This window comes from Paenarthrobacter sp. AR 02 (assembly GCF_021538675.1).
Classification (GTDB): domain Bacteria; phylum Actinomycetota; class Actinomycetes; order Actinomycetales; family Micrococcaceae; genus Arthrobacter.
Window position 1 is genome coordinate 245,993 of sequence record NZ_JAJUKH010000002.1, and the last position, 17,178, is coordinate 263,170.

16 protein-coding genes are annotated in these 17,178 nt (G+C 64.2%); 8 read left to right on the plus strand and 8 right to left on the minus strand.

Annotation, left to right across the window (positions count from 1 at the left end):
* The first annotated feature begins 1 nt into the window (after window position 1).
* Window positions 2–805, plus strand: coding sequence for a triose-phosphate isomerase family protein (locus LRQ04_RS07320; protein WP_235519084.1), 804 nt, complete (start codon window positions 2–4; stop codon window positions 803–805).
* Here LRQ04_RS07320 and LRQ04_RS07325 read toward each other — a convergent pair.
* On the minus strand, window positions 789–4,376 hold the full coding sequence (locus tag LRQ04_RS07325; RefSeq protein ID WP_235519085.1) for a bifunctional RecB family nuclease/DEAD/DEAH box helicase: 3,588 nt from the start codon (window positions 4,374–4,376) through the stop codon (window positions 789–791). The two genes, LRQ04_RS07320 and LRQ04_RS07325, sit on opposite strands and share 17 nt — an antisense overlap.
* 97 nt (window positions 4,377–4,473) lie before the next feature.
* On the opposite strand from LRQ04_RS07325, the gene LRQ04_RS07330 reads away from it, so the two are divergent.
* The 3 genes from LRQ04_RS07330 (at window position 4,474) to LRQ04_RS07340 (ending at window position 8,062) form a co-directional block, all read left to right on the plus strand.
* Window positions 4,474–4,941: a nucleoside deaminase gene (locus tag LRQ04_RS07330; protein ID WP_235519086.1), complete on the plus strand. Its 468-nt coding sequence runs from the start codon at window positions 4,474–4,476 to the stop codon at window positions 4,939–4,941.
* A gap of 79 nt (window positions 4,942–5,020) precedes the next feature.
* On the plus strand, window positions 5,021–5,455 hold the full coding sequence (locus LRQ04_RS07335; RefSeq protein ID WP_235519087.1) for a CBS domain-containing protein: 435 nt from the start codon (window positions 5,021–5,023) through the stop codon (window positions 5,453–5,455).
* Between the two features lie 171 nt (window positions 5,456–5,626).
* Window positions 5,627–8,062 (plus strand): Tex family protein, encoded by a 2,436-nt coding sequence (locus LRQ04_RS07340; protein WP_235519088.1) that lies wholly within the window; start codon window positions 5,627–5,629, stop codon window positions 8,060–8,062.
* Window positions 8,063–8,157: 95 nt separating this feature from the next.
* Here LRQ04_RS07340 and LRQ04_RS07345 read toward each other — a convergent pair whose 3' ends face one another.
* From LRQ04_RS07345 to LRQ04_RS07355, 3 genes are all read right to left on the minus strand, one after another.
* The gene (locus LRQ04_RS07345) at window positions 8,158–9,153 is read right to left on the minus strand and encodes an alpha/beta hydrolase (protein WP_235519089.1); all 996 of its coding nucleotides are present in this window, start codon (window positions 9,151–9,153) and stop codon (window positions 8,158–8,160) included.
* A complete protein-coding gene (locus LRQ04_RS07350; RefSeq protein WP_235519090.1) occupies window positions 9,150–9,512 on the minus strand; it encodes a DUF1622 domain-containing protein in 363 nt (120 codons plus the stop codon). Before LRQ04_RS07350 ends, LRQ04_RS07345 begins: the two co-directional genes overlap by 4 nt.
* A 160-nt stretch (window positions 9,513–9,672) precedes the next feature.
* Window positions 9,673–10,581 carry an MSMEG_6728 family protein gene (locus tag LRQ04_RS07355; RefSeq protein WP_235519091.1) on the minus strand — a complete coding sequence of 303 codons (909 nt, stop codon included), beginning with the start codon at window positions 10,579–10,581 and terminating at the stop codon, window positions 9,673–9,675.
* An 82-nt stretch (window positions 10,582–10,663) separates the two neighbouring features.
* On the opposite strand from LRQ04_RS07355, the gene LRQ04_RS07360 reads away from it, so the two are divergent.
* The 3 genes from LRQ04_RS07360 (at window position 10,664) to LRQ04_RS07370 (ending at window position 13,097) form a co-directional block, all read left to right on the plus strand.
* Entirely contained in the window at window positions 10,664–11,695 is a 1,032-nt protein-coding gene (locus tag LRQ04_RS07360) for an adenosine deaminase (protein WP_235519092.1), read from the plus strand.
* 145 nt (window positions 11,696–11,840) lie between these two features.
* Entirely contained in the window at window positions 11,841–12,719 is an 879-nt protein-coding gene (locus tag LRQ04_RS07365; RefSeq protein ID WP_235519093.1) for a glycosidase, read from the plus strand.
* Between the two features lie 93 nt (window positions 12,720–12,812).
* Window positions 12,813–13,097: an acylphosphatase gene (locus tag LRQ04_RS07370; RefSeq protein ID WP_235519094.1), complete on the plus strand. Its 285-nt coding sequence runs from the start codon at window positions 12,813–12,815 to the stop codon at window positions 13,095–13,097.
* A 5-nt stretch (window positions 13,098–13,102) separates the two neighbouring features.
* On the opposite strand, the gene LRQ04_RS07375 is transcribed toward LRQ04_RS07370, so the two are convergent.
* The 4 genes from LRQ04_RS07375 to LRQ04_RS07390 all read right to left on the minus strand — a co-directional run bounded on the left by LRQ04_RS07375 (window position 13,103) and on the right by LRQ04_RS07390 (window position 15,524).
* Window positions 13,103–13,495 carry a type II toxin-antitoxin system VapC family toxin gene (locus LRQ04_RS07375; RefSeq protein WP_235519095.1) on the minus strand — a complete coding sequence of 131 codons (393 nt, stop codon included), beginning with the start codon at window positions 13,493–13,495 and terminating at the stop codon, window positions 13,103–13,105.
* Window positions 13,492–13,758 (minus strand): type II toxin-antitoxin system Phd/YefM family antitoxin, encoded by a 267-nt coding sequence (locus LRQ04_RS07380; protein WP_235519096.1) that lies wholly within the window; start codon window positions 13,756–13,758, stop codon window positions 13,492–13,494. Before LRQ04_RS07380 ends, LRQ04_RS07375 begins: the two co-directional genes overlap by 4 nt.
* Window positions 13,759–13,833: 75 nt before the next feature.
* Complete coding sequence (locus LRQ04_RS07385; RefSeq protein ID WP_235519097.1) at window positions 13,834–14,727, minus strand: ribokinase; 894 nt, start codon at window positions 14,725–14,727, stop codon at window positions 13,834–13,836.
* A gap of 23 nt (window positions 14,728–14,750) precedes the next feature.
* On the minus strand, window positions 14,751–15,524 hold the full coding sequence (locus tag LRQ04_RS07390; protein ID WP_235519098.1) for a GntR family transcriptional regulator: 774 nt from the start codon (window positions 15,522–15,524) through the stop codon (window positions 14,751–14,753).
* Between the two features lie 135 nt (window positions 15,525–15,659).
* Here LRQ04_RS07390 and LRQ04_RS07395 point away from each other — a divergent pair, with 135 nt between their 5' ends.
* On the plus strand, window positions 15,660–17,120 hold the full coding sequence (locus LRQ04_RS07395) for an MFS transporter (protein WP_235519099.1): 1,461 nt from the start codon (window positions 15,660–15,662) through the stop codon (window positions 17,118–17,120).
* Window positions 17,121–17,178: the final 58 nt, after the last annotated feature.

Below are 17,178 nucleotides of genomic sequence, written 5' to 3' on the forward strand. Positions count from 1 at the left end.
AATGCGCCCAGCTGCCTCCTCACCTTCGCCTGACGTCCTTTACATAGGGGTCAGCACCAAGATGTACATGGGCTACGCGCATTCCCTGGCGTGGTTGGAGCAGTTGGTTGCTGAAGTCGACGCCCGCCCGGCCCTTGCGGCCGGGCGGGTGGTCCCGTTTGTGATCCCGTCGTTTCCTGTATTGCCCGCCGCGACCGCGATGACGGCAGGTACTCCTCTGCTGCTCGGCGCGCAGAATTGCGGATGGGCCGACGGGCCATGGACAGGGGAAGTCTCTCCCTCCATGCTGGCTGAGCTCGGTGTGGGCCTTGTTGAGGTCGGCCACGCGGAACGGCGGCGGCACTTCGCCGAAGACGACCGTGTGGTGGCGCTTAAGGTCACTGCCGCTGTCGATGCTGGCCTCACTCCGCTGTTGTGCGTGGGGGAGCCTGACATGGTGGAACCGGAGACGGCCGCAGAAACAGTGTTTCGGCAGATCACGTCAGCGGTGTCCGCCGACTGGTCAGCGGCCGCCAAACTGGTTATTGCGTATGAACCAGTCTGGGCGATTGGTGCCCCCGAGTCGGCGTCCGCCGCCTATGTTTCCCGCGTGGTGGCTGCCTTGCGGGATTGGCTCGGTCAGCAGGGACTGGGCGGGCTACCCATCATTTATGGGGGATCAGCCAAGCCGGGGCTGCTGCCTCAACTTACCGGGGTTTCCGGGCTCTTCCTGGGCCGCTTTGCGCACGACGCCACGAACTTCGGCCTTGTGCTGGACGAAGCATTGCGTTTGAGTACGGCAGAGGTCCTTAACGGGCCTCTGTAGGGTCGTCAGCTGTGCTCACACTCCGCTGGCACAGGGCAACGAAACCGCCCAGATTCTCCAGTCCCTCCGGATGGGTGGGGAGGTAGTTGGTCAGTTCAGGCGAACGCACGACGACGGCCCGCCACTTGCCGCGGGACACCGCCACATTGATCCGGTTGCGCAAGAGCAGGAACTCCATGCCCCGGCGAACCTCGGCCGCTGCCGAGGCGGCCATGGACACGATGACCACCGGTGCTTCCTGCCCTTGGAACTTGTCCACTGTTCCCACCCGTACGTGGAGAAGGCCGGCGGCCCGGAGCTCATGCTTGATGAGTTGGACCTGGGCGTTGTAAGCCGCGACCACCAGAATGTCGGATTCCTGCAGTGGCTTCGGCTCCGGGGCTTGCGAGGGGTCCAGCCATTCCAGTCCCAAATGGGCTTGGACTTGCCTGACCACTTCGGCGGCTTCTTCGGGCGAATTGCTCGAGTTCCCGGTGTGCGGGACATAGACGCAGGAGATCCCCGGACTCGCCCCTTCCAAGTGGCGTTCCTTGGCGGCTGGCGCTGCCTCGAGCCGGTTGTCGTACGAGAGCTCTGAGACTGCGCTGCACAGTTCGGGATGCATGCGCCAGGACAGGGCCAGGAAGTAGCCCAGTTCCCGCGGCAAGGTGTTGTAGCCATCGGACAGCCAGCCAAGCGCCGACTCGTCGACGGGTTCGGGATGTTTGCCCTGCGTGACCTGCGGCAGCTGCTGCGGATCGCCCAGGAGCAGGAGCCGTTTGGCTGCACGACTTACTGCCATGGTGTTAGCCAGGGAGAATTGGCCTGCTTCGTCGATGACCAGCAAATCCAAGGAACCGGCCGGGACCTCCTTGCCAACCATGGTCCAGGCCGTCCCGCCGATCAATGCTCCGCCCGGCTTGGCGAGCAAGTCCTCGACGTTGCCTTTCCCGCAGTGCATCCATGGCACGGGGTTATCGTGCTTGACTTCCTTGGCAACCTGCCGGGGGTCCAACCCTGCTTTCTCCACTGCGGCGCACAGCATGTTTTCCACCACGGCGTGCGACTGCGCCACGACGCCCACCTTCCAGCCTTTGGCTACGAGCCGTGCCAGGACGTGGGCACCCACGTGGGTCTTCCCACTCCCCGGAGGTCCCTGCACGGCAAGGTAGGAATCGTCCAGGTCGGTTACGGCCGCAGTGATGGCGTCAATGTATCCGTCAGGCCCGGATTCCACGCGAGGCAGAGCGTCCAGGCTCCGTAGCTTGGGCGGCCTTCTCCGCACCAGGTCCAAGGCCGGGTCCTGTGGCCAGTCCGGCAGGGCGTCCTTGAGCTGTGTTGCCAGCGCGGCGAGGGCGGCCCGCTGGCCTTTCGTAGCAATGGGCGGATCGGGGGTCAGGGCAATGGGCAGTTGGCTGAACGCACTGGAGTCCTTGCGAAGGCCTTCAGTGATGGTGACCGTTTCGAAGTCCTGGTCCTCGCCAACCTCGGTGACCAGGGTACCGTTCCAGCCGGCACGGCCCAGCACAGCCGATTCTTTCCCCTGCAAGCCGTCCGGAAGGGGCGAGCCATACATTCTGAAGTACTTCTTGCCGGCCTCGAGTCCTGCTCCGTCCCCCGAGCGGCCATAGAGCTTCACCGTCCGCGCTGGGTTGCTCCGGGGTGTCGGCTTGGCCCAGTCCTGGAGCAGCTCAGCGTGATCCACCACAAAGAGATCACGCTCATCCGGCCACTGCGAGGTGGGCTTTTCCAGTCGGTCGAAGTGCCCCCACCAATGCTGCTTGTCCTCGCGGCGGTGGTAGCCCACTCCAGCTGCGACGATGCCAATGGCGCGCGCGTCCGCGGTGGATTTCCCATCCTCCGGTAGGTCGGCCACGTAATCGAACAGGGACTTTTCTTCCGGGGCTGGTTCGTACTTCTCGGGTTCGGTATCAGTCGGAGCTGCCTCGTCGGATCCGCCGACCGGCTGGATGGAGCGTTCGGCAGCCCGCTCCAGCAACCAGTTGCGAAGCTCCAGGGTTGAGAGGCAGTCGTATTCGTTGTAGTCCCGGATGCCCTCGAGGATTGCCGCCGCAGCGTCTGCTTCGCCAGTGTCCCGCGCCGTGCAGAAGTCCGCGTAGGCAACCACGGAGGCACCGGCGTCGGTGACGTCCCCGGATCGCAGATGCTGGCCCATGTACAGCGGTTCCAGTTTCTTGATGCTGTACGAGTTCTCGGAGACCCGGATGCTGTGCCGGACGGTGTCGTAAAGGTCCACCAGGACGCCCTCGCGCAGGAGGTCGTCGACGGCGGATTCGCCCACCACGTGCGTCAGGGAAAGGTTCCTGAGGGCCGTCTTTTCGTAGGCCGCGTAGTGGTAGATGTGCATCCCCGGATACTGTGCGCGGCGTTTGGCCACGTAGTCCAGGAAAGCCACGAACGCGTGGCCTTCCTCGGCACGCGAGTGCGCCCAGAACGGCTTGAAGACCGGGGTGCCCCCAGATTCCGCTGGATTCTCGATGACGCCGAAAAGGTACTCAAGCCCCCACTTCCCGGTGACAGGGTCCTGCCAGAGGGGGTCGCCTTCGAAGTCGAAGAAGATATCGCCCGGGTCCGGCACGGGGAGCCTGCCCAGAGTGTTGTCGGGAAGCACTGTGTAACTCACTGACTTGGCTTCGCCGGACTTGTCCGTGTAATTGACCGTTCCATCCGGTGTGCCTGTGCCGGTCTGCAGCTGGGCTTGCTCCCGGAGCCTGAGGAACATCGGGTCGCCGTCGGCAGGAGATGCTGCCAGTTGGTCGATAGTGGCGATCCCGGCCTCGATCAGTTTCTTCCGCCGGCTGATGCGCATTCCTGCCACCATCAGGAGGTCCCGGTGGAGCTGGACCTGCTCTGCACAGTAGTCGCAGCGGCCGCATGCGGAGTAGCGGGCGTCACCCCATTCGATGGGCCCGGGCTCCGCCATGTGCGCAGCGGTCATGCCAAGGAATCGTTCGCGGCGCTCGCGGAATACCGGGAGGACCTGCGACAAAAGGTGGTCGCTGTGGACGCGATTGCCCAGGACCAGGGTGATCGTGGGGTCAGGGGTGATGCCGGCTTGCAGCATTTGATCCCCGTACGCGGCCAATTGCAGCAAGGCCGTGACTTTCGCATGCCGTGCCAGCTTGGTATCAAAGACTGCGTACATGCCACCGGGACGCTTCACCAGGAAGTCCGAACGGCCGTGGAACCGGCCATCGAAGAAGGCTGCCTGGAATACGATGTCCGCGCCGGATTTGAGGGCGTCGATGGATTCCGCATGCTTGGCCGAAAGGGTGGCGCGGTCCATCGCGTCGGCGGGGACGACGTCGTAAACGCCTTTTCCTGTCGCCGGGTCCCAGTGGCCGAACTCCGCCACGAAGTCATCCAGCACCTTGTGCTCGTGGACGTCACCCAGCGTTGCGGTGCGCTCCAGCATGGCGTCGGGCGGAAAGTCCGGCTTGGGGGTCCGGCCCAGCTTTTCATCGAGCTTCCGGAGCAACTGGTACTCGCAGGTTGCAGCGATGACGAGGTCACTGGCGGAAAAGACCAGGTCCTGCGGGGCGCCTGCGGTCTCGGAATCGAGAAAGAACACTGCGACCCACCTTCCTTCCATGCCATGGTTAAACCCTTGCAGCCAAGCTATCAGCGGGCCCCGACAATTTAGCGTGGAAGCAATTTAGACTTCACGCATGACTGAAACAGCCCACACCGCTGACCCGGCTTTTGAAGCCGCGTTCCAGGCCGCGCAAAAGAGCCTCAGCGAAGGTGGGATCCCCATCGGCGCTGCCTTGGCCCGCGACGGCGAGGTTATTGCCACCGGACACAACGAACGCGTGCAGCACGGCGATCCGATTGCGCACGGCGAGATGACCGCACTGCGCGCCGCGGGACGGCAGAAAAGCTACCGCGACACCACCCTTTACACCACCTTGGCGCCATGCGCGATGTGCACGGGAACCATCATCCAGTTCAAGATTCCGCGGGTGGTAGTCGGCGAAGCGGAGACCTTTCCCGGCGAGTTCGACCTCCTCCGGTCACGCGGCGTTGAGGTGGTGGTTCTGGACGATCCCCGGTGCGTGGACATGATGCGGACGTTCCAGGAAAAGCACCCGGAACTGTGGGCCGAGGACATCGCTGAAGAGGCCGATCGAGCGTAGGCTTGGCTTCATCGGCGCTGAGCCGAAAGACTCATCCTCAAGGCCCCGCGTCGGTAATCCAATCGATGAAGGAGGATCCATGAGTGTCGTACGTGAATTCATGTCAACGGATTGCCAGTGCATCGAAGAGGATAAAACTCTTCAGGATGCCGCCATGCTGATGAGGGACCTGGACTGCGGCTCACTTCCCATCTGCGGCCGGGACGGCAAGCTCACTGGCTTCATCACCGACCGCGACATTGTGGTCAAGTGCCTCGCTGAGGGTAAGGACGCCCGGGAAGTCCGTGCCGGGGACCTCGCCACAGGCAAGCCCCATTGGGTTGACGCCGATGCCAACGTCGATGACGCCATTGCCATGATGGAAGAACATCAGGTGCGGCGCCTGCCGGTCATCAGCGACCACAAGCTGGTGGGCATCATCAGCCAGGGCGACATCGCCCGCCACCACTACGCAGAAGATCGCCTCGGTGAAATGGTGGAGCACATCTCCGCCAAGGAGCACATGGCCCACTAGGCCCCGCCTATCGCGGGCAGCCTGTCACCATCCCCAGCCGCCGCGAGGCACCCCTTCCGGGGGAACGCCTCGCGGCCCGTCTTTTGCTCCAACTACACCACTAACCGGGCCGCAGGGATAGGCCCGCAGGATGCCGGACCTGAAACTGTCGGCCGGGTGAGGCAAACTGTCATGGTGACTTCAAATCTCCAACACCAGTCAGTTGACTCCGCAATCCACGCCCAGATCGCCGAGGAACTCGGCGTCAAAGCCTGGCAGGTCAAGGCCGCTGTGGAACTGCTCGACGCCGGATCCACCGTTCCCTTCATCGCCCGCTACCGTAAGGAAGCCACCGGGACGCTCGATGACACCCAGCTCCGCGACCTTGAGGAACGCCTCAGGTACCTCCGTGAACTGGAAGAACGCCGCAAGTCCGTGCTCGAGGCTATTGCCGCCCAAGGCAAGCTGACCCCGGAACTCGAAGCCGCCGTCGTCGGTGCTGACACCAAGGCGCGGCTGGAAGACATCTACCTTCCCTTCAAATCCAAGCGCCGCACCAAAGCCCAGATTGCCCGCGAAGCCGGGCTGGAACCGCTCGCTGACGCCCTGCTTGCCAACCCGCAGCTGGATCCCACCACCGAAGCCGCCAAATACCTGAACGCCGAGCACTCCATCGAGGACGCCACCACGGCGCTCGCGGGTGCGCGGGCCATCCTGGTAGAGCGCGTCGGGCAGGATGCGGACCTGGCTGAGGACCTCCGTGAACGGCTCTGGAAGCAGGGCCGGATGGTGTCACGCGTGAAGAAGGGCATGGAGGCCGAGGGCCAGAAGTTCAAGGACTACTTCGAGTTCACCCAGGTGCCGTCGGGGATGCCGTCGCACCGCGTGCTGGCACTCCTGCGCGGTGAGAAGGACCGTGTCCTGGAGTTGGACCTCGCCGAAGCAGACCCATCCGACGACGACGCCCTGACAGCCGCCCGCGGTAAGTACGAGAACGCTGTTGCCAAGTGCCTGGGTGTTTCCAACCAAGGCCGGCCGGCGGATACCTGGCTGACACAGACCGCTCAACTTGCCTGGCGCGGACGCATCCTGGACCGCCTCACCACGGACCTTCGTGGTCGCATGTTCGCCGACGCGGAGGACGAAGCCGTGCGCGTCTTCGCTGCGAACCTGCGCGACGTCCTCCTGGCCGCGCCCGCGGGAAACCGCGCAACGCTGGGCCTGGACCCTGGACTGCGGACCGGAGTCAAGGTCGCCGTGGTGGACGGAACCGGCAAGGTGGTCACCACCGACACCATCTACCCGCACGCACCCGCAAAGAAGTGGGACGAAGCACTGGCCACCCTCGGCCGGCTCGCCAAACAGTACAACGTAGAGCTCGTCGCGATCGGCAATGGGACGGCCTCCCGGGAGACGGACAAGCTGGCAACCGAGCTCATCAAATCCCTTGAGGCAGCCGGGTCCAAGGGAATCCAGAAGCTGGTGGTCTCCGAAGCTGGAGCATCCGTGTACTCCGCGTCGGCGCTCGCAGCCTCTGAGCTCCCGGGGATGGATGTGTCGCTCCGAGGTGCCGTGTCCATTGCTCGGCGCCTGCAGGATCCGCTGGCGGAACTGGTCAAGATTGAGCCGAAGTCCATCGGCGTGGGGCAGTACCAGCACGACGTCACCGCCGCCAAGCTTGATCGCTCCCTGGATGCCGTGGTGGAGGACTGCGTGAACGCCGTGGGTGTGGACGTCAACACTGCCTCCCCGGCGCTGCTCAGTCGGGTGGCTGGCGTCGGGCCGCTGCTCAGCGAGAACATTGTGGCTTACCGGAACGAGAATGGTCCGTTTGCCAAGCGAAGCGACCTCAAGAAGGTGCCGCGCTTGGGCGCGAAGGCCTTCGAACAGTGTGCCGGATTCCTTAGGATTACCGGGGGAGCGGAGCCACTGGATGCCTCCAGCGTCCACCCTGAGGCGTACTCGGTGGCCCGAAAGATCCTGGTCGCCGCCGGGGGAGGACCCGCCACGGCGTTGGACCCGCAGGCCTTCGTTGACGGCACTTTTGGCCTTCCCACGGTCAGGGACATCATGTCGGAGCTCGAAAAGCCGGGCCGCGATCCCCGGCCCGCGTTCAAAGCGGCGTCGTTCTCCGAGGGCATCGAGAAGATCTCCGACCTCAAACCGGGCATGATCCTGGAGGGCACGGTCACCAACGTCGCCGCGTTCGGAGCGTTCGTGGACGTTGGAGTGCACCAGGACGGTCTGGTCCACGTTTCAGCGTTGTCCAACAAGTTCGTGTCGGATCCGCGTGAGATTGTGAAATCGGGGCAGGTTGTCAGGGTCAAAGTCCTTGAGGCTGATCCCGAGCGCAAGCGCATCTCACTGACGTTGAGGCTCGACGACGAACCCGGCACCGGGGGCGGCCGTGCTTCTGGGGGCCGTCCTTCGGGTGACGGCCAGCGCCCTGGTAGTCAGCAGGGCCAACGTGCCGGCCAGCCCAGTCAGGGTGGTCAGGGCGATCGCCGGGGTAACCAAGGTCGCCCACAGCAGGGCGGTCAGCGCCAGGGAAAGCCGCAGCAAGCCCAACCCGCTCCCGCCAACACGGCAATGGCCGAGGCGCTGCGACGGGCGGGACTGGGGAAGTAGGCCTCGCCACTCGCGAATCCCGCCCTTGTTTGCGTGCCTTGCCGTTCTACGGTGCGGCGGACGAACAAGGGCTGGGTTCTGCCGGGACTCTTGGGCTAGGCGCCTGCGGTCCTGGCGTCCCGCGAGGGTGCCTCGTGTGGCTGCAACGCTGCGGGAAGCCAGCGACCGATCCGAGCAAACGCCTCGCGCCGGATGGGTTCGGGGGACAGGAAGATATCGTGCAGCGCGTTCGGCAGTCGGCTGATGGTGACTGTATCTGCCAAGGACAGCGAGCGGTGGGCCACGGCGTCGACGTTGAGGGCCACGTCCGCGGTGAGGGCATCAGCGGACCATTTTGGCTGCAGGTAGCTCTTGTCCGAGAGCATCACCAGCACCGGAACGTCGATGCCCAGACCGGCCGCGACCGTTGCCTGTCCGCGGAACACCGCGTCCAGGAACGCAGGCGTGAGGGGGAATCCGCGGTCCGGCCGCCACTCAAGGTTGTAATCCCACTCGCCGTCCAGCGCAGCAGAAACGGCCCGGGTGTAGATGCCCGGGTCCACCGGTGGCAGCGGCGCCAACGGATGAAGCCGGGCGTGGAGTCCCACCAAGGGCGCGATCGCGCGTCTGCCGAGTTCCGTAGCTTGGAACTCCAGCCAAGGACTGTTGAGGATCAGTGCCGAAGCCATGCCAGGGTGGCGGGCAGCCCAGAGGCTGAGGGTGAGTCCTCCGGTGGAGTGCCCCAGCAGAATGAGCGGCCGCTCAGAATCCCCGGAACGGCCCATGGCCTCCAATGCTGCGTCGATGTCGGCGTCGTAGTCGCCCAGGCTGGTGACGAACCCCGGAACCAGTCCGGGCCGGAGACTGCGGCCGTAATTGTGCAGATCCAGGGCGAAGAAACGCGCGCCGGCGTTGTGCCAGAACTCGGCGACGTGGCGTTGGAAGAAGTAGTCGGACCAGCCGTGAACGTACAGGACATCCGCATCGAGCCCGCCCACTTCAGGCGGCGCCCCGACGTACCTCACCAAAGTGGCGACAGCGCCGCCGTCGAGCTCCAAGGTCTGCTGCTCAAAACCGTCACCAAGTATGTCCGGAACCCAGGGCCCAGTCACGACGTCTTTTCCTTCTGCCACGGCCAGCGACCGGTGATTTCGAGTTCCAGCGAGAAGCTCAGGAACGTCCGGATCAGCACGATGATGGCCAGGACCCCAACGCTTTCGAAGGTGGGGGTGACGGCGACGGTTCGGATGATGTCGGCCGCCACCAGCAGTTCCAAGCCGAGCAAAATGGACCGGCCCAACAGCTGCCGGTAGGCCCGGTACGGGGAGAACGGTTCCAGGCCGCTGGCGCGTTTGGGTTGGTATCCACGGAGGGCCATGGGGATGGACACCAAGGCGCCGATCACCATCACCGCCACCCCGGCGAAGTCCATGTACCGGCCGACTGCTTCGATGATGTGCTGGAAATCCATGGCCCTCCCCAGTTAGCTGCGTGCCTCCACCGTCTCACAAACAAACGACGGCGGCAGTCAGGTTCCATAGCTACGGAACCTGACTGCCGCCGTCGAACCCTTGCTTGTCCGCCTGCCGAGCCGTACAACGGTGTGACAGCCGAACCAGGGCAAGTTTTGGCTACAGAGCGGGCGCCGGGACCCGGAAGAACACGCGGGGATCCTGCAGGAGCGCCGGGTAGTCGAAATCGGAGCGCTTGATCACGTTGGTGACCTCGAAGTTTCGGGCGAAGCGTCCGTCCACGGTGATGGGGCGTCCCTGGATGAGGCCGACGGCGAAGAGCCTGCCGCCGTCGAACGGAACCGCAACCTCGGTTTTGCCGGGAAGCGTGTTGAACGCCTGATCCTGGGCCTGGCGCTTGCGGGTGGGCTTCTTCTCCTTCGGCGCGGCGGGACGCTTCTTGGGCCCACCAACCTGCCTGCGGGACTTCTCCTCGGCGTACACAAACTCGTAATCGTCGGGGTCAGAAGCGGGCTTCGACTTCCCGTGCGGGGGCATGCTTACCGTGGTGAGCTGCTCGGGACGGATTTCCTCCACCGGGGCGCGCAGGATCCAGAGACTGTCCTCTTCGGGTTCCTCGGGGTGGAACTCGTGCTTGGGTTCCGGCCACACGTATTCCAGCTTTTCGTCGGTGCCGGGGAACAGCTGCGTGTAGAACTTGGCGTCCTTGCCGATCAGCTTGGAGCGGTGGCTGAGGTGCAGGTCCTCGTGCCCGAGCCATGGCGGCATGATGATCCTGGAGGCGTAGTCCGGGTGGGCGGCCTGGGGTGCGAACTCCGCGATGTTGGTGCGCGTGTTGTCCGGGTGGCCCCGCTCCATCCACTCGTCGGCCATCGCCAGCCCGTACAAGGTGAGCGCCGGGACGTGGCCCATCCACATGCGCACGGCCGGGTGTGACTGCCAACCGTACTCCGGGATCACCAACGCGCGGAGTACTTGGAGTGCTTCGACGCGCTGTTTGCCGAGCCTTGAAGTGTCGAGCGCCGCGGCACTCTCACGGAAATCGGCGAAGGGGAGGAAAGTCTGCATCCTTTCAGTTTGAGGGTGCCGGGCGTGAGAACCAAGTTGAGTGCTCCGGGACACGTGCGCCGATGGGGCCTACAGTTGTCGGGTGGAAACTTTTGGCGAGAAAACGACGACCACGGCGCCCCCGGTTGCCGAACTGCACCTGCACATCGAAGGGACCCTCCAGCCAGAGCTCATCTTTGCGTTGGCCGAACGCAACGGCATCGAACTGCCGTACGAAGACATCGAGGAACTCCGCGAAAAGTACGAGTTCACCGATCTCCAGTCCTTCCTGGACCTCTACTACGCCAACATGGCCGTCCTGCAGACCGAGCAGGACTTCACCGACATGACCCGCGCCTACCTGGAGCGGGCCGCCGCCGGGGGAGTTCGCCATGCGGAAATCATGATGGACCCCCAAGCCCACGTCTCCCGCGGCGTTGCCCTGGAAACCTGCGTGAACGGCGTGGCCAACGCCCTGGCAACCTCGGAAGAGGACTTCGGCGTTTCGACCCTCCTCATTGCAGCTTTCCTGCGGGACATGTCCGAGGATTCGGCCCTTGAAGTACTGGACCAGCTCCTGGCCATGCACGCACCCATCGCCGGCATCGGGTTGGACTCTGCCGAGGTGGGCAATCCGCCGTCGAAATTTGAACGCCTGTACCAGCGCGCCGGTGACGCCGGACTGCGCAGGATCGCGCACGCGGGCGAGGAAGGACCGGCGTCGTACATCACCGAGGCACTGGACGTCCTGCACGTCGAACGGATCGACCACGGCATCCGCTGCATGGAAGATACTGACGTCGTGCAGCGGCTCGTCGCCGAGCAGGTGCCGCTGACCGTTTGCCCACTGTCCAACGTGCGCCTGCGCGCGGTGGACAAGCTGAAAGACCATCCGCTCCCGGAAATGCTCGCCATCGGCTTGAACGTGTGCGTGAACTCCGATGATCCCGCCTACTTTGGCGGGTACGTGGACGACAACTTTGAGCAGTTGGTGAAGGTTTTGGGATTCTCGGTCCCCGAGCAGGCAACCCTGGCCGCGAATTCCATCCGGTCCTCGTTCGCCAGCGATGCCCGCAAAGCGGCGCTGTTGGACGAGGTCACGGAGTGGGTTAAAGCCTCCGTTCCGCAACCCTGAGGCCCGGCAGCCGAGACCCGTAGATCAGTTGCGGCGAATGTGATGTCACACTCGGTCACGACACACGGTGTTTACCTTCAGCAGTCGTGGGAATTAACAAATCATTGGCAAACTGCTGTGGAGTAACCACCGTTGAAGGAGAAGCATGGGCGCGAACACCGCCGAGAACACCAACCTTCGTCTGAAGGCCGTACTGGACATCCTCGCCGAGAGCGTGTGGGCCGGAACTTCGCTGAACGCCGGGGAGGTGTTGGCCGAGGCGATCGCCCGCGTTCCGTTCAACGATCACGAAGCCGAGCTCCTGAGCGGCGGTATTCCCCGCGGCCACAAGACCCTGACGTCGGCTTCGGCGAAACTGGTCAAGGCCGGGTGGCTGGTCAAGGGCCGGTCCGGGTGGACCATTCCCGAGGACGGCTTGCGCGCCACAGTCGCTTTCCCTGATGTGGCGGCTTTCGCGGCAGCGCTCGACGCCGGAACTCCGGTACCAGCCGACGTTCCGGTTCCGACCGCCCCGCCTGTGAAGCCTGCGGCGAAGAAGGCAGCTACCAAACGCGCTGCAGCCAAGAAGGCGGCTCCTGATGAAGTGGCTGAGCCGAAGGTTGCCGCTGCAAAAGTCTCGGCCCCCAAAGCGAGGGCGGCTGCTGCCAAGGCGGAGCCGGCCGCGAAGAAGTCACCGCGCAAGGCGCCGTCGAAAGCTGCGGCGGCTCCCGCCGTCGAGACCGTCCCGCAGCCCGATGCCGTCGCGGTTGCGGGCGACTTCAACACCATCCTGGGCGCACCCGAGGACTGGGCCCCGCAGTACGACGAAGCCCAGATGGAGTTCAACCCGTTGGTGCAGGTGTGGACGCTGACAGCTGATCTTCCGGCCGGGCACTACACCTACAAGATCGCCTTGAACCGTTCGTGGGATGAGAACTACGGTGCGTTCGGTGCCCGCGACGGTGCCAACCACGAGTTGAACCACGACGGCGGTCCCGTCACCATCACGTACAACCACGTGACCCGGGACATCGTGGTCGGCTAGCTCTTCCGTTTGCTGGATCCCGCCCTTGTTCGTGGCGCCTCCCGTTGTACGGGGTGCGTGACCAACAAGGGCGGGACTCGTTAAGGTGGGTCCATGGCAGCAGACACGGTCCGGGTTACCGCGCGCATTTCGGGCGTGGTGCAAGGCGTGGGTTTTCGCTACTGGACAGCCCGAAAGGCCGACGAACTGATGCTCACAGGGACCGTGCGGAACGCTTCAGATGGTTCGGTGGAACTCGTGGCCGAGGGGTCCGTGGAACGTGTTGAGCGTTTCACGAGCTGGCTCCATTCCTCGAACGCCCCGGGCCGGGTGGAGAACGTCGACTTCCAGGTTTCCGAGGCCACCGGGGAGTTCGACGACTTCCGGATCGTTGGGTAGCAGCGCTAATTTCCCGGTGACGCAGTCATCAGCCCGGACTCCTTGGCCGCCAGGAGCAATTCCTGGTCATAGGCCACCACCGCGTCCGCCTGCAATCTGATGGCGGTTGCAAGGTGGATTGCGTCTGCGCTCCGAAGTTGCCCGGGCAGGGCTGAGGCGTACATCAGGTCCGAGCGGGTGACATCAACCAGATTGATGCCCGTCAGGACGTCGTTGACTAGGTCATAGGGCAGGTTGCGGCGGCGTGCTGCGCAATGAAGCTCGGTATAGAGGAGCATTGACGTCACCAAATGGCCGCCGGCCGCACGGACATCGTAGAGGTGGGCGGCCAGTGCCACGGATTCGCGTTCCTCCACCACAAGCTTCAGAATCGCGGATGTATCGGCGTAGACGATCACCGATCGCCACGCAGATCGGCCAGAATCTCGGCCGTGGACATCTCACTTTGAACCCGCGGCAGGATACGAAAATCGACTGGCGAATCAGAGGCTGGCCGCACGCTGCCTGCTCGCAGGAGACGCTCGAACGGGGATGCGGACGGCGGAATAAGCGTAGCGGCGACCTCGCCATTGTTGGTGACGTCGATGACCTCACCGTTCTTGACGCGTTCGAGTATCTTGCTGCTTTGATTGCGCAGTTCGCGGTGGGGAATAGTTGTCATGGTTAGCCTCCGTAGCAATCGTAGCAGCCGAGAGCGATGGGGCTCGATAACATCGGCAAAAACGCAATCGGCGGACTATGCAGTGGCGGAACCTGACGCGAGCGAGGTCCGCGTCGCCTCGATGTAGTGCTCCAGTGACTTCAGCGCAGGCTGGGACGAAGCATCACGCACTGCGTCCGCGCCAACAGCATTTGCCACGGCCAGCGCGTGAGCGTAGTCGAGCCCGGTTTGCAGCGCCAGGACCAGTGCGGCGCAGAAGGCATCGCCGGCTCCGATGGTGTTGGCAATGTCCGTGACACGCACGGCGGGAGCTTCGGCAACCCGTTCGCCGTCGACGAAGATCGCCGAGCCGTCGCCACCGTACGTGACGGCTACCAGCGGGGCGTCTTTCAGCGCGGGGATCAGCTCATATTCGGTCTCGTTCACGATCACCAGGTCGCAGCGTTCCAGCAACTCCGGAAGGATGGGTGCCGCGGGAGCTGCGTTCAGCGCGAAGAATCCCTTGGTGGCCCGTGCTGCCTCAAGGACAACTTCCTGGTCCACTTCGAGCTGGCACAACACGGCCTCGCCATCGCCGAAACGAACGTTTCCCAGGCTCACGGATGCGTTGGCGCCGGGGCACACGACGATCTGGTTTTCGCCGTCGCTGTCCACCAGCACCAGCGCGGTACCGGAAGCTTCGTCGACGGCGGCGATGTCGCTGATATCGACGCCGGCACCGGCCATTGCGTCCAGAAGTGTCCGCCCGGCGTCGTCCCGCCCTACTGCCCCCACCATGCGGGAGCTGCCTGCGAGCCGGGCTGCGGCGACTGCCTGGTTGGCGCCCTTGCCCCCTGGTTGCTGCCGCAGGACAGCTCCGCCCACCGTCTCGCCCGGCGAGGGGAGCCGGCTGGCGGTGGCCGTGATGTCGAGGTTGATGCTGCCCACCACGGTGAGTGTGGGCGCGGAGGACTGAACGGGCGTGCTCATGGGAGGTCCTTTTCGGTGAGGTTTCAGGAGGACTGGATGACGGAAAGGTGCCCGGCCTTAGCGGCTACGAGGCATTTGGCGAGGTAGAAGGGGGAGCCGTTCCGGCGCACGTATTGGGTGAGGACCAGTACAGGATCGGAGGGGCGGAGTCCTAGGAGTTTGGCTCGGCTTGGACCCGCGGTGCTGAGGCTGATTTCGCATTCGCCGGGGCCAAGGGTCACGCCGGGTAGCCCGCCCAGTACTTCCAGCAGCGTGGAGGCAGAAAGTGTTGGTGCTTCCGCGGCCTCTGTCAGGGGAGCGGCTTCGGGTATTTCCTGCGACACGTTTTCCTGCAGGTGGGCCACGGGTTCGCCGTCGCGGATGAGCACGCTTTCCCAGAACCAGACGTCCTGGGCCGGCTCCACGCCCACACCCGGTGCCACGAATTCCGAGGCGGGCTGTTTGATGGCGGCCACCCTTTTAACTTGGATGTCCTGGTCCGGGCCACCAAGTAGCTGATCGAAGGGCCGGATGTGTTCGATCCCGATCCGTGGCAGTGAATCTGCCACGAAGCGGCCCACCCCTCGGCGGGCGCGGGTGAGGCCGTCTTCTTCCAGCAGCATCAGTGCTTCCCGGATCACGGTACGGCTGACGTCCATCATGGTGCCCAACTCCGTCTCCGTGGGAAGCAACGAGCCAGGCGGCAGGACCTTGGTCCTGATGGCCTCGGCGATGCGGGAGTAGGCCGCGACGCGCAACGGCTGCCCTGGTTGGGTGGCGATGGGTCGGGACAGGAATTTGACGGCGTTGTCTGTCAAGGGTGCCTCACTTGGGATGGGTTACCGATACTGTACCGGATCGATGTGACAGGTTGCACAAGCTCGTAATACATGCTTGTATAACAACTCACATCTCGTGGCGCCGCCCCGCGCCCTCGGACAAAGGAGTTTGATGTGAACATCCCCACCGCCACAGGCACGCAGGCTGGAGACCCGCAGTCCCCAGCCTCAGCCGATACCGCAGCAGCCGACACAAAGACTGACGCGGGTCGCGTCCAGGGCAAGGCCGCTGCGCTCCTGATCACCACGTTGGTGCTCGCCGTCCTGGCCTTCCAGCTCAACGCCAGCATGATTACCCCAGCCTTGCCCCACATCGGCTCCTTCTTCGGCGAATCCCCGGAAGCTGTGGCCCAAGTGCAGTCCATGTTCTTCCTGGCCGGAGCCATCTCCGGTCCTGTCATTGGACGCTGGAGTGACTTCATCGGTCGCCGCAACGCGCTCCTCCTGGTCCTGGCGATCATGGGAGCGGGTACGGTGCTCTGCATCTTCGCGCCGAGCCTGCCGTTGCTGGTTGCCGGCCGCTTCATGCAGGGTGTTTCGAGCGCCATCTTCGCGCTTTCCTACATCGTTCTGAACGAATACCTGCCAGCCCGGCTCTTCGGCACATCCATTGGCATCATCGCGGCCATCAACGGTGGCGTGGGTGGTGTGGATGGCTACTTCGGCGGGCTCATGGCAGAGACTTTGGGCTTCCAGTCGATTTTCGTCGCCGTGCTGGTACTGGCCGCGATCGCCGTCGTCTGCGTCATCAAAGTGGTCCCCGGCGGTAAGTCCGCGGTCGCTCCGGGCCGGATGGACTGGTGGGGCGCGGGGTCGCTGTCCGTGTTCCTGGTGTTCATCACGTACTTCGTGTCCACGGGTTCCTCCGCCGGCTGGACTTCACCGGCCGCCCTCGGCCTGCTGGCCGGCAGCATCGCGTCCTTTGCGGCTTTCTGGCTCATCGAAAAGAGGCGCGAAACCCCGTTGGTAGCAGTCCACCACCTCCGTTCGCGTCAGGTGTGGCCGGTCATCGCCACCACCGTGCTGACGCTTGCCGGCATCTTCGCCATCATCAACTTCACCGTCGTGCTGCTGAGCCAGGACAAGGAAAACGGCTTCGGCCTCTCCGCGTCCGTTGCGGCGCTCCTGTTCCTCACCCCCGCCGCGTTGATCGGTGTGTTCGCTGCACCGCTGGCCGGTTGGATCGCCGACCGCCGCGGCTGGATCAAAACGGTCCGCGTCGGCACCGCCACCAGCCTCGCCTGCGCCATCATCGCTGCGTTGTTTGCACACAACCAGATCGCAGTCCTGATCGCGATCGCCGCGTTGGGCATCTTCTATAACGGCTTCTTCCTCACCGCCATCAACGGGCTGTCCGTCCTGCTCTCGCCCAAAGAAGCACCCGCCGCACTGCCGGGTATCAACGGAGCCTCCTTCGGGATCGGGGCGAGCCTCGGCGTCGTCATCGTTGCACCGTTCGCAGGCCAAGGCACCGTAGCCGGCTACTCCACCGCACTCTGGATTTCGGTGTCGATCACGGCGCTGGCTTTCATTGTTAGCCTGTTCATCGCAGCGCCGAAAGGCGAAAAGATCTAACGCACGACGCCGGCTCCCACCTAATGCGGGCCGCCCACTGCCGCTTCACCACAGTCCA

Excerpts from the sequence above, each read along its gene's own strand:
- LRQ04_RS07320 (WP_235519084.1), top strand. The coding sequence starts at position 2 with ATGCGCCCAGCTGCCTCCTCACCTTCGCCTGACGTCCTTTACATAGGG.
- LRQ04_RS07380 (WP_235519096.1), bottom strand. The coding sequence starts at position 13,758 with ATGACAACTATTCCCCACCGCGAACTGCGCAATCAAAGCAGCAAGATA.
- LRQ04_RS07335 (WP_235519087.1), top strand. The coding sequence starts at position 5,021 with ATGAGTGTCGTACGTGAATTCATGTCAACGGATTGCCAGTGCATCGAA.
- LRQ04_RS07340 (WP_235519088.1), top strand. The coding sequence starts at position 5,627 with ATGGTGACTTCAAATCTCCAACACCAGTCAGTTGACTCCGCAATCCAC.
- LRQ04_RS07350 (WP_235519090.1), bottom strand. The coding sequence starts at position 9,512 with ATGGATTTCCAGCACATCATCGAAGCAGTCGGCCGGTACATGGACTTC.
- LRQ04_RS07330 (WP_235519086.1), top strand. The coding sequence starts at position 4,474 with ATGACTGAAACAGCCCACACCGCTGACCCGGCTTTTGAAGCCGCGTTC.
- LRQ04_RS07370 (WP_235519094.1), top strand. The coding sequence starts at position 12,813 with ATGGCAGCAGACACGGTCCGGGTTACCGCGCGCATTTCGGGCGTGGTG.
- LRQ04_RS07385 (WP_235519097.1), bottom strand. The coding sequence starts at position 14,727 with ATGAGCACGCCCGTTCAGTCCTCCGCGCCCACACTCACCGTGGTGGGC.
- LRQ04_RS07355 (WP_235519091.1), bottom strand. The coding sequence starts at position 10,581 with ATGCAGACTTTCCTCCCCTTCGCCGATTTCCGTGAGAGTGCCGCGGCG.
- LRQ04_RS07365 (WP_235519093.1), top strand. The coding sequence starts at position 11,841 with ATGGGCGCGAACACCGCCGAGAACACCAACCTTCGTCTGAAGGCCGTA.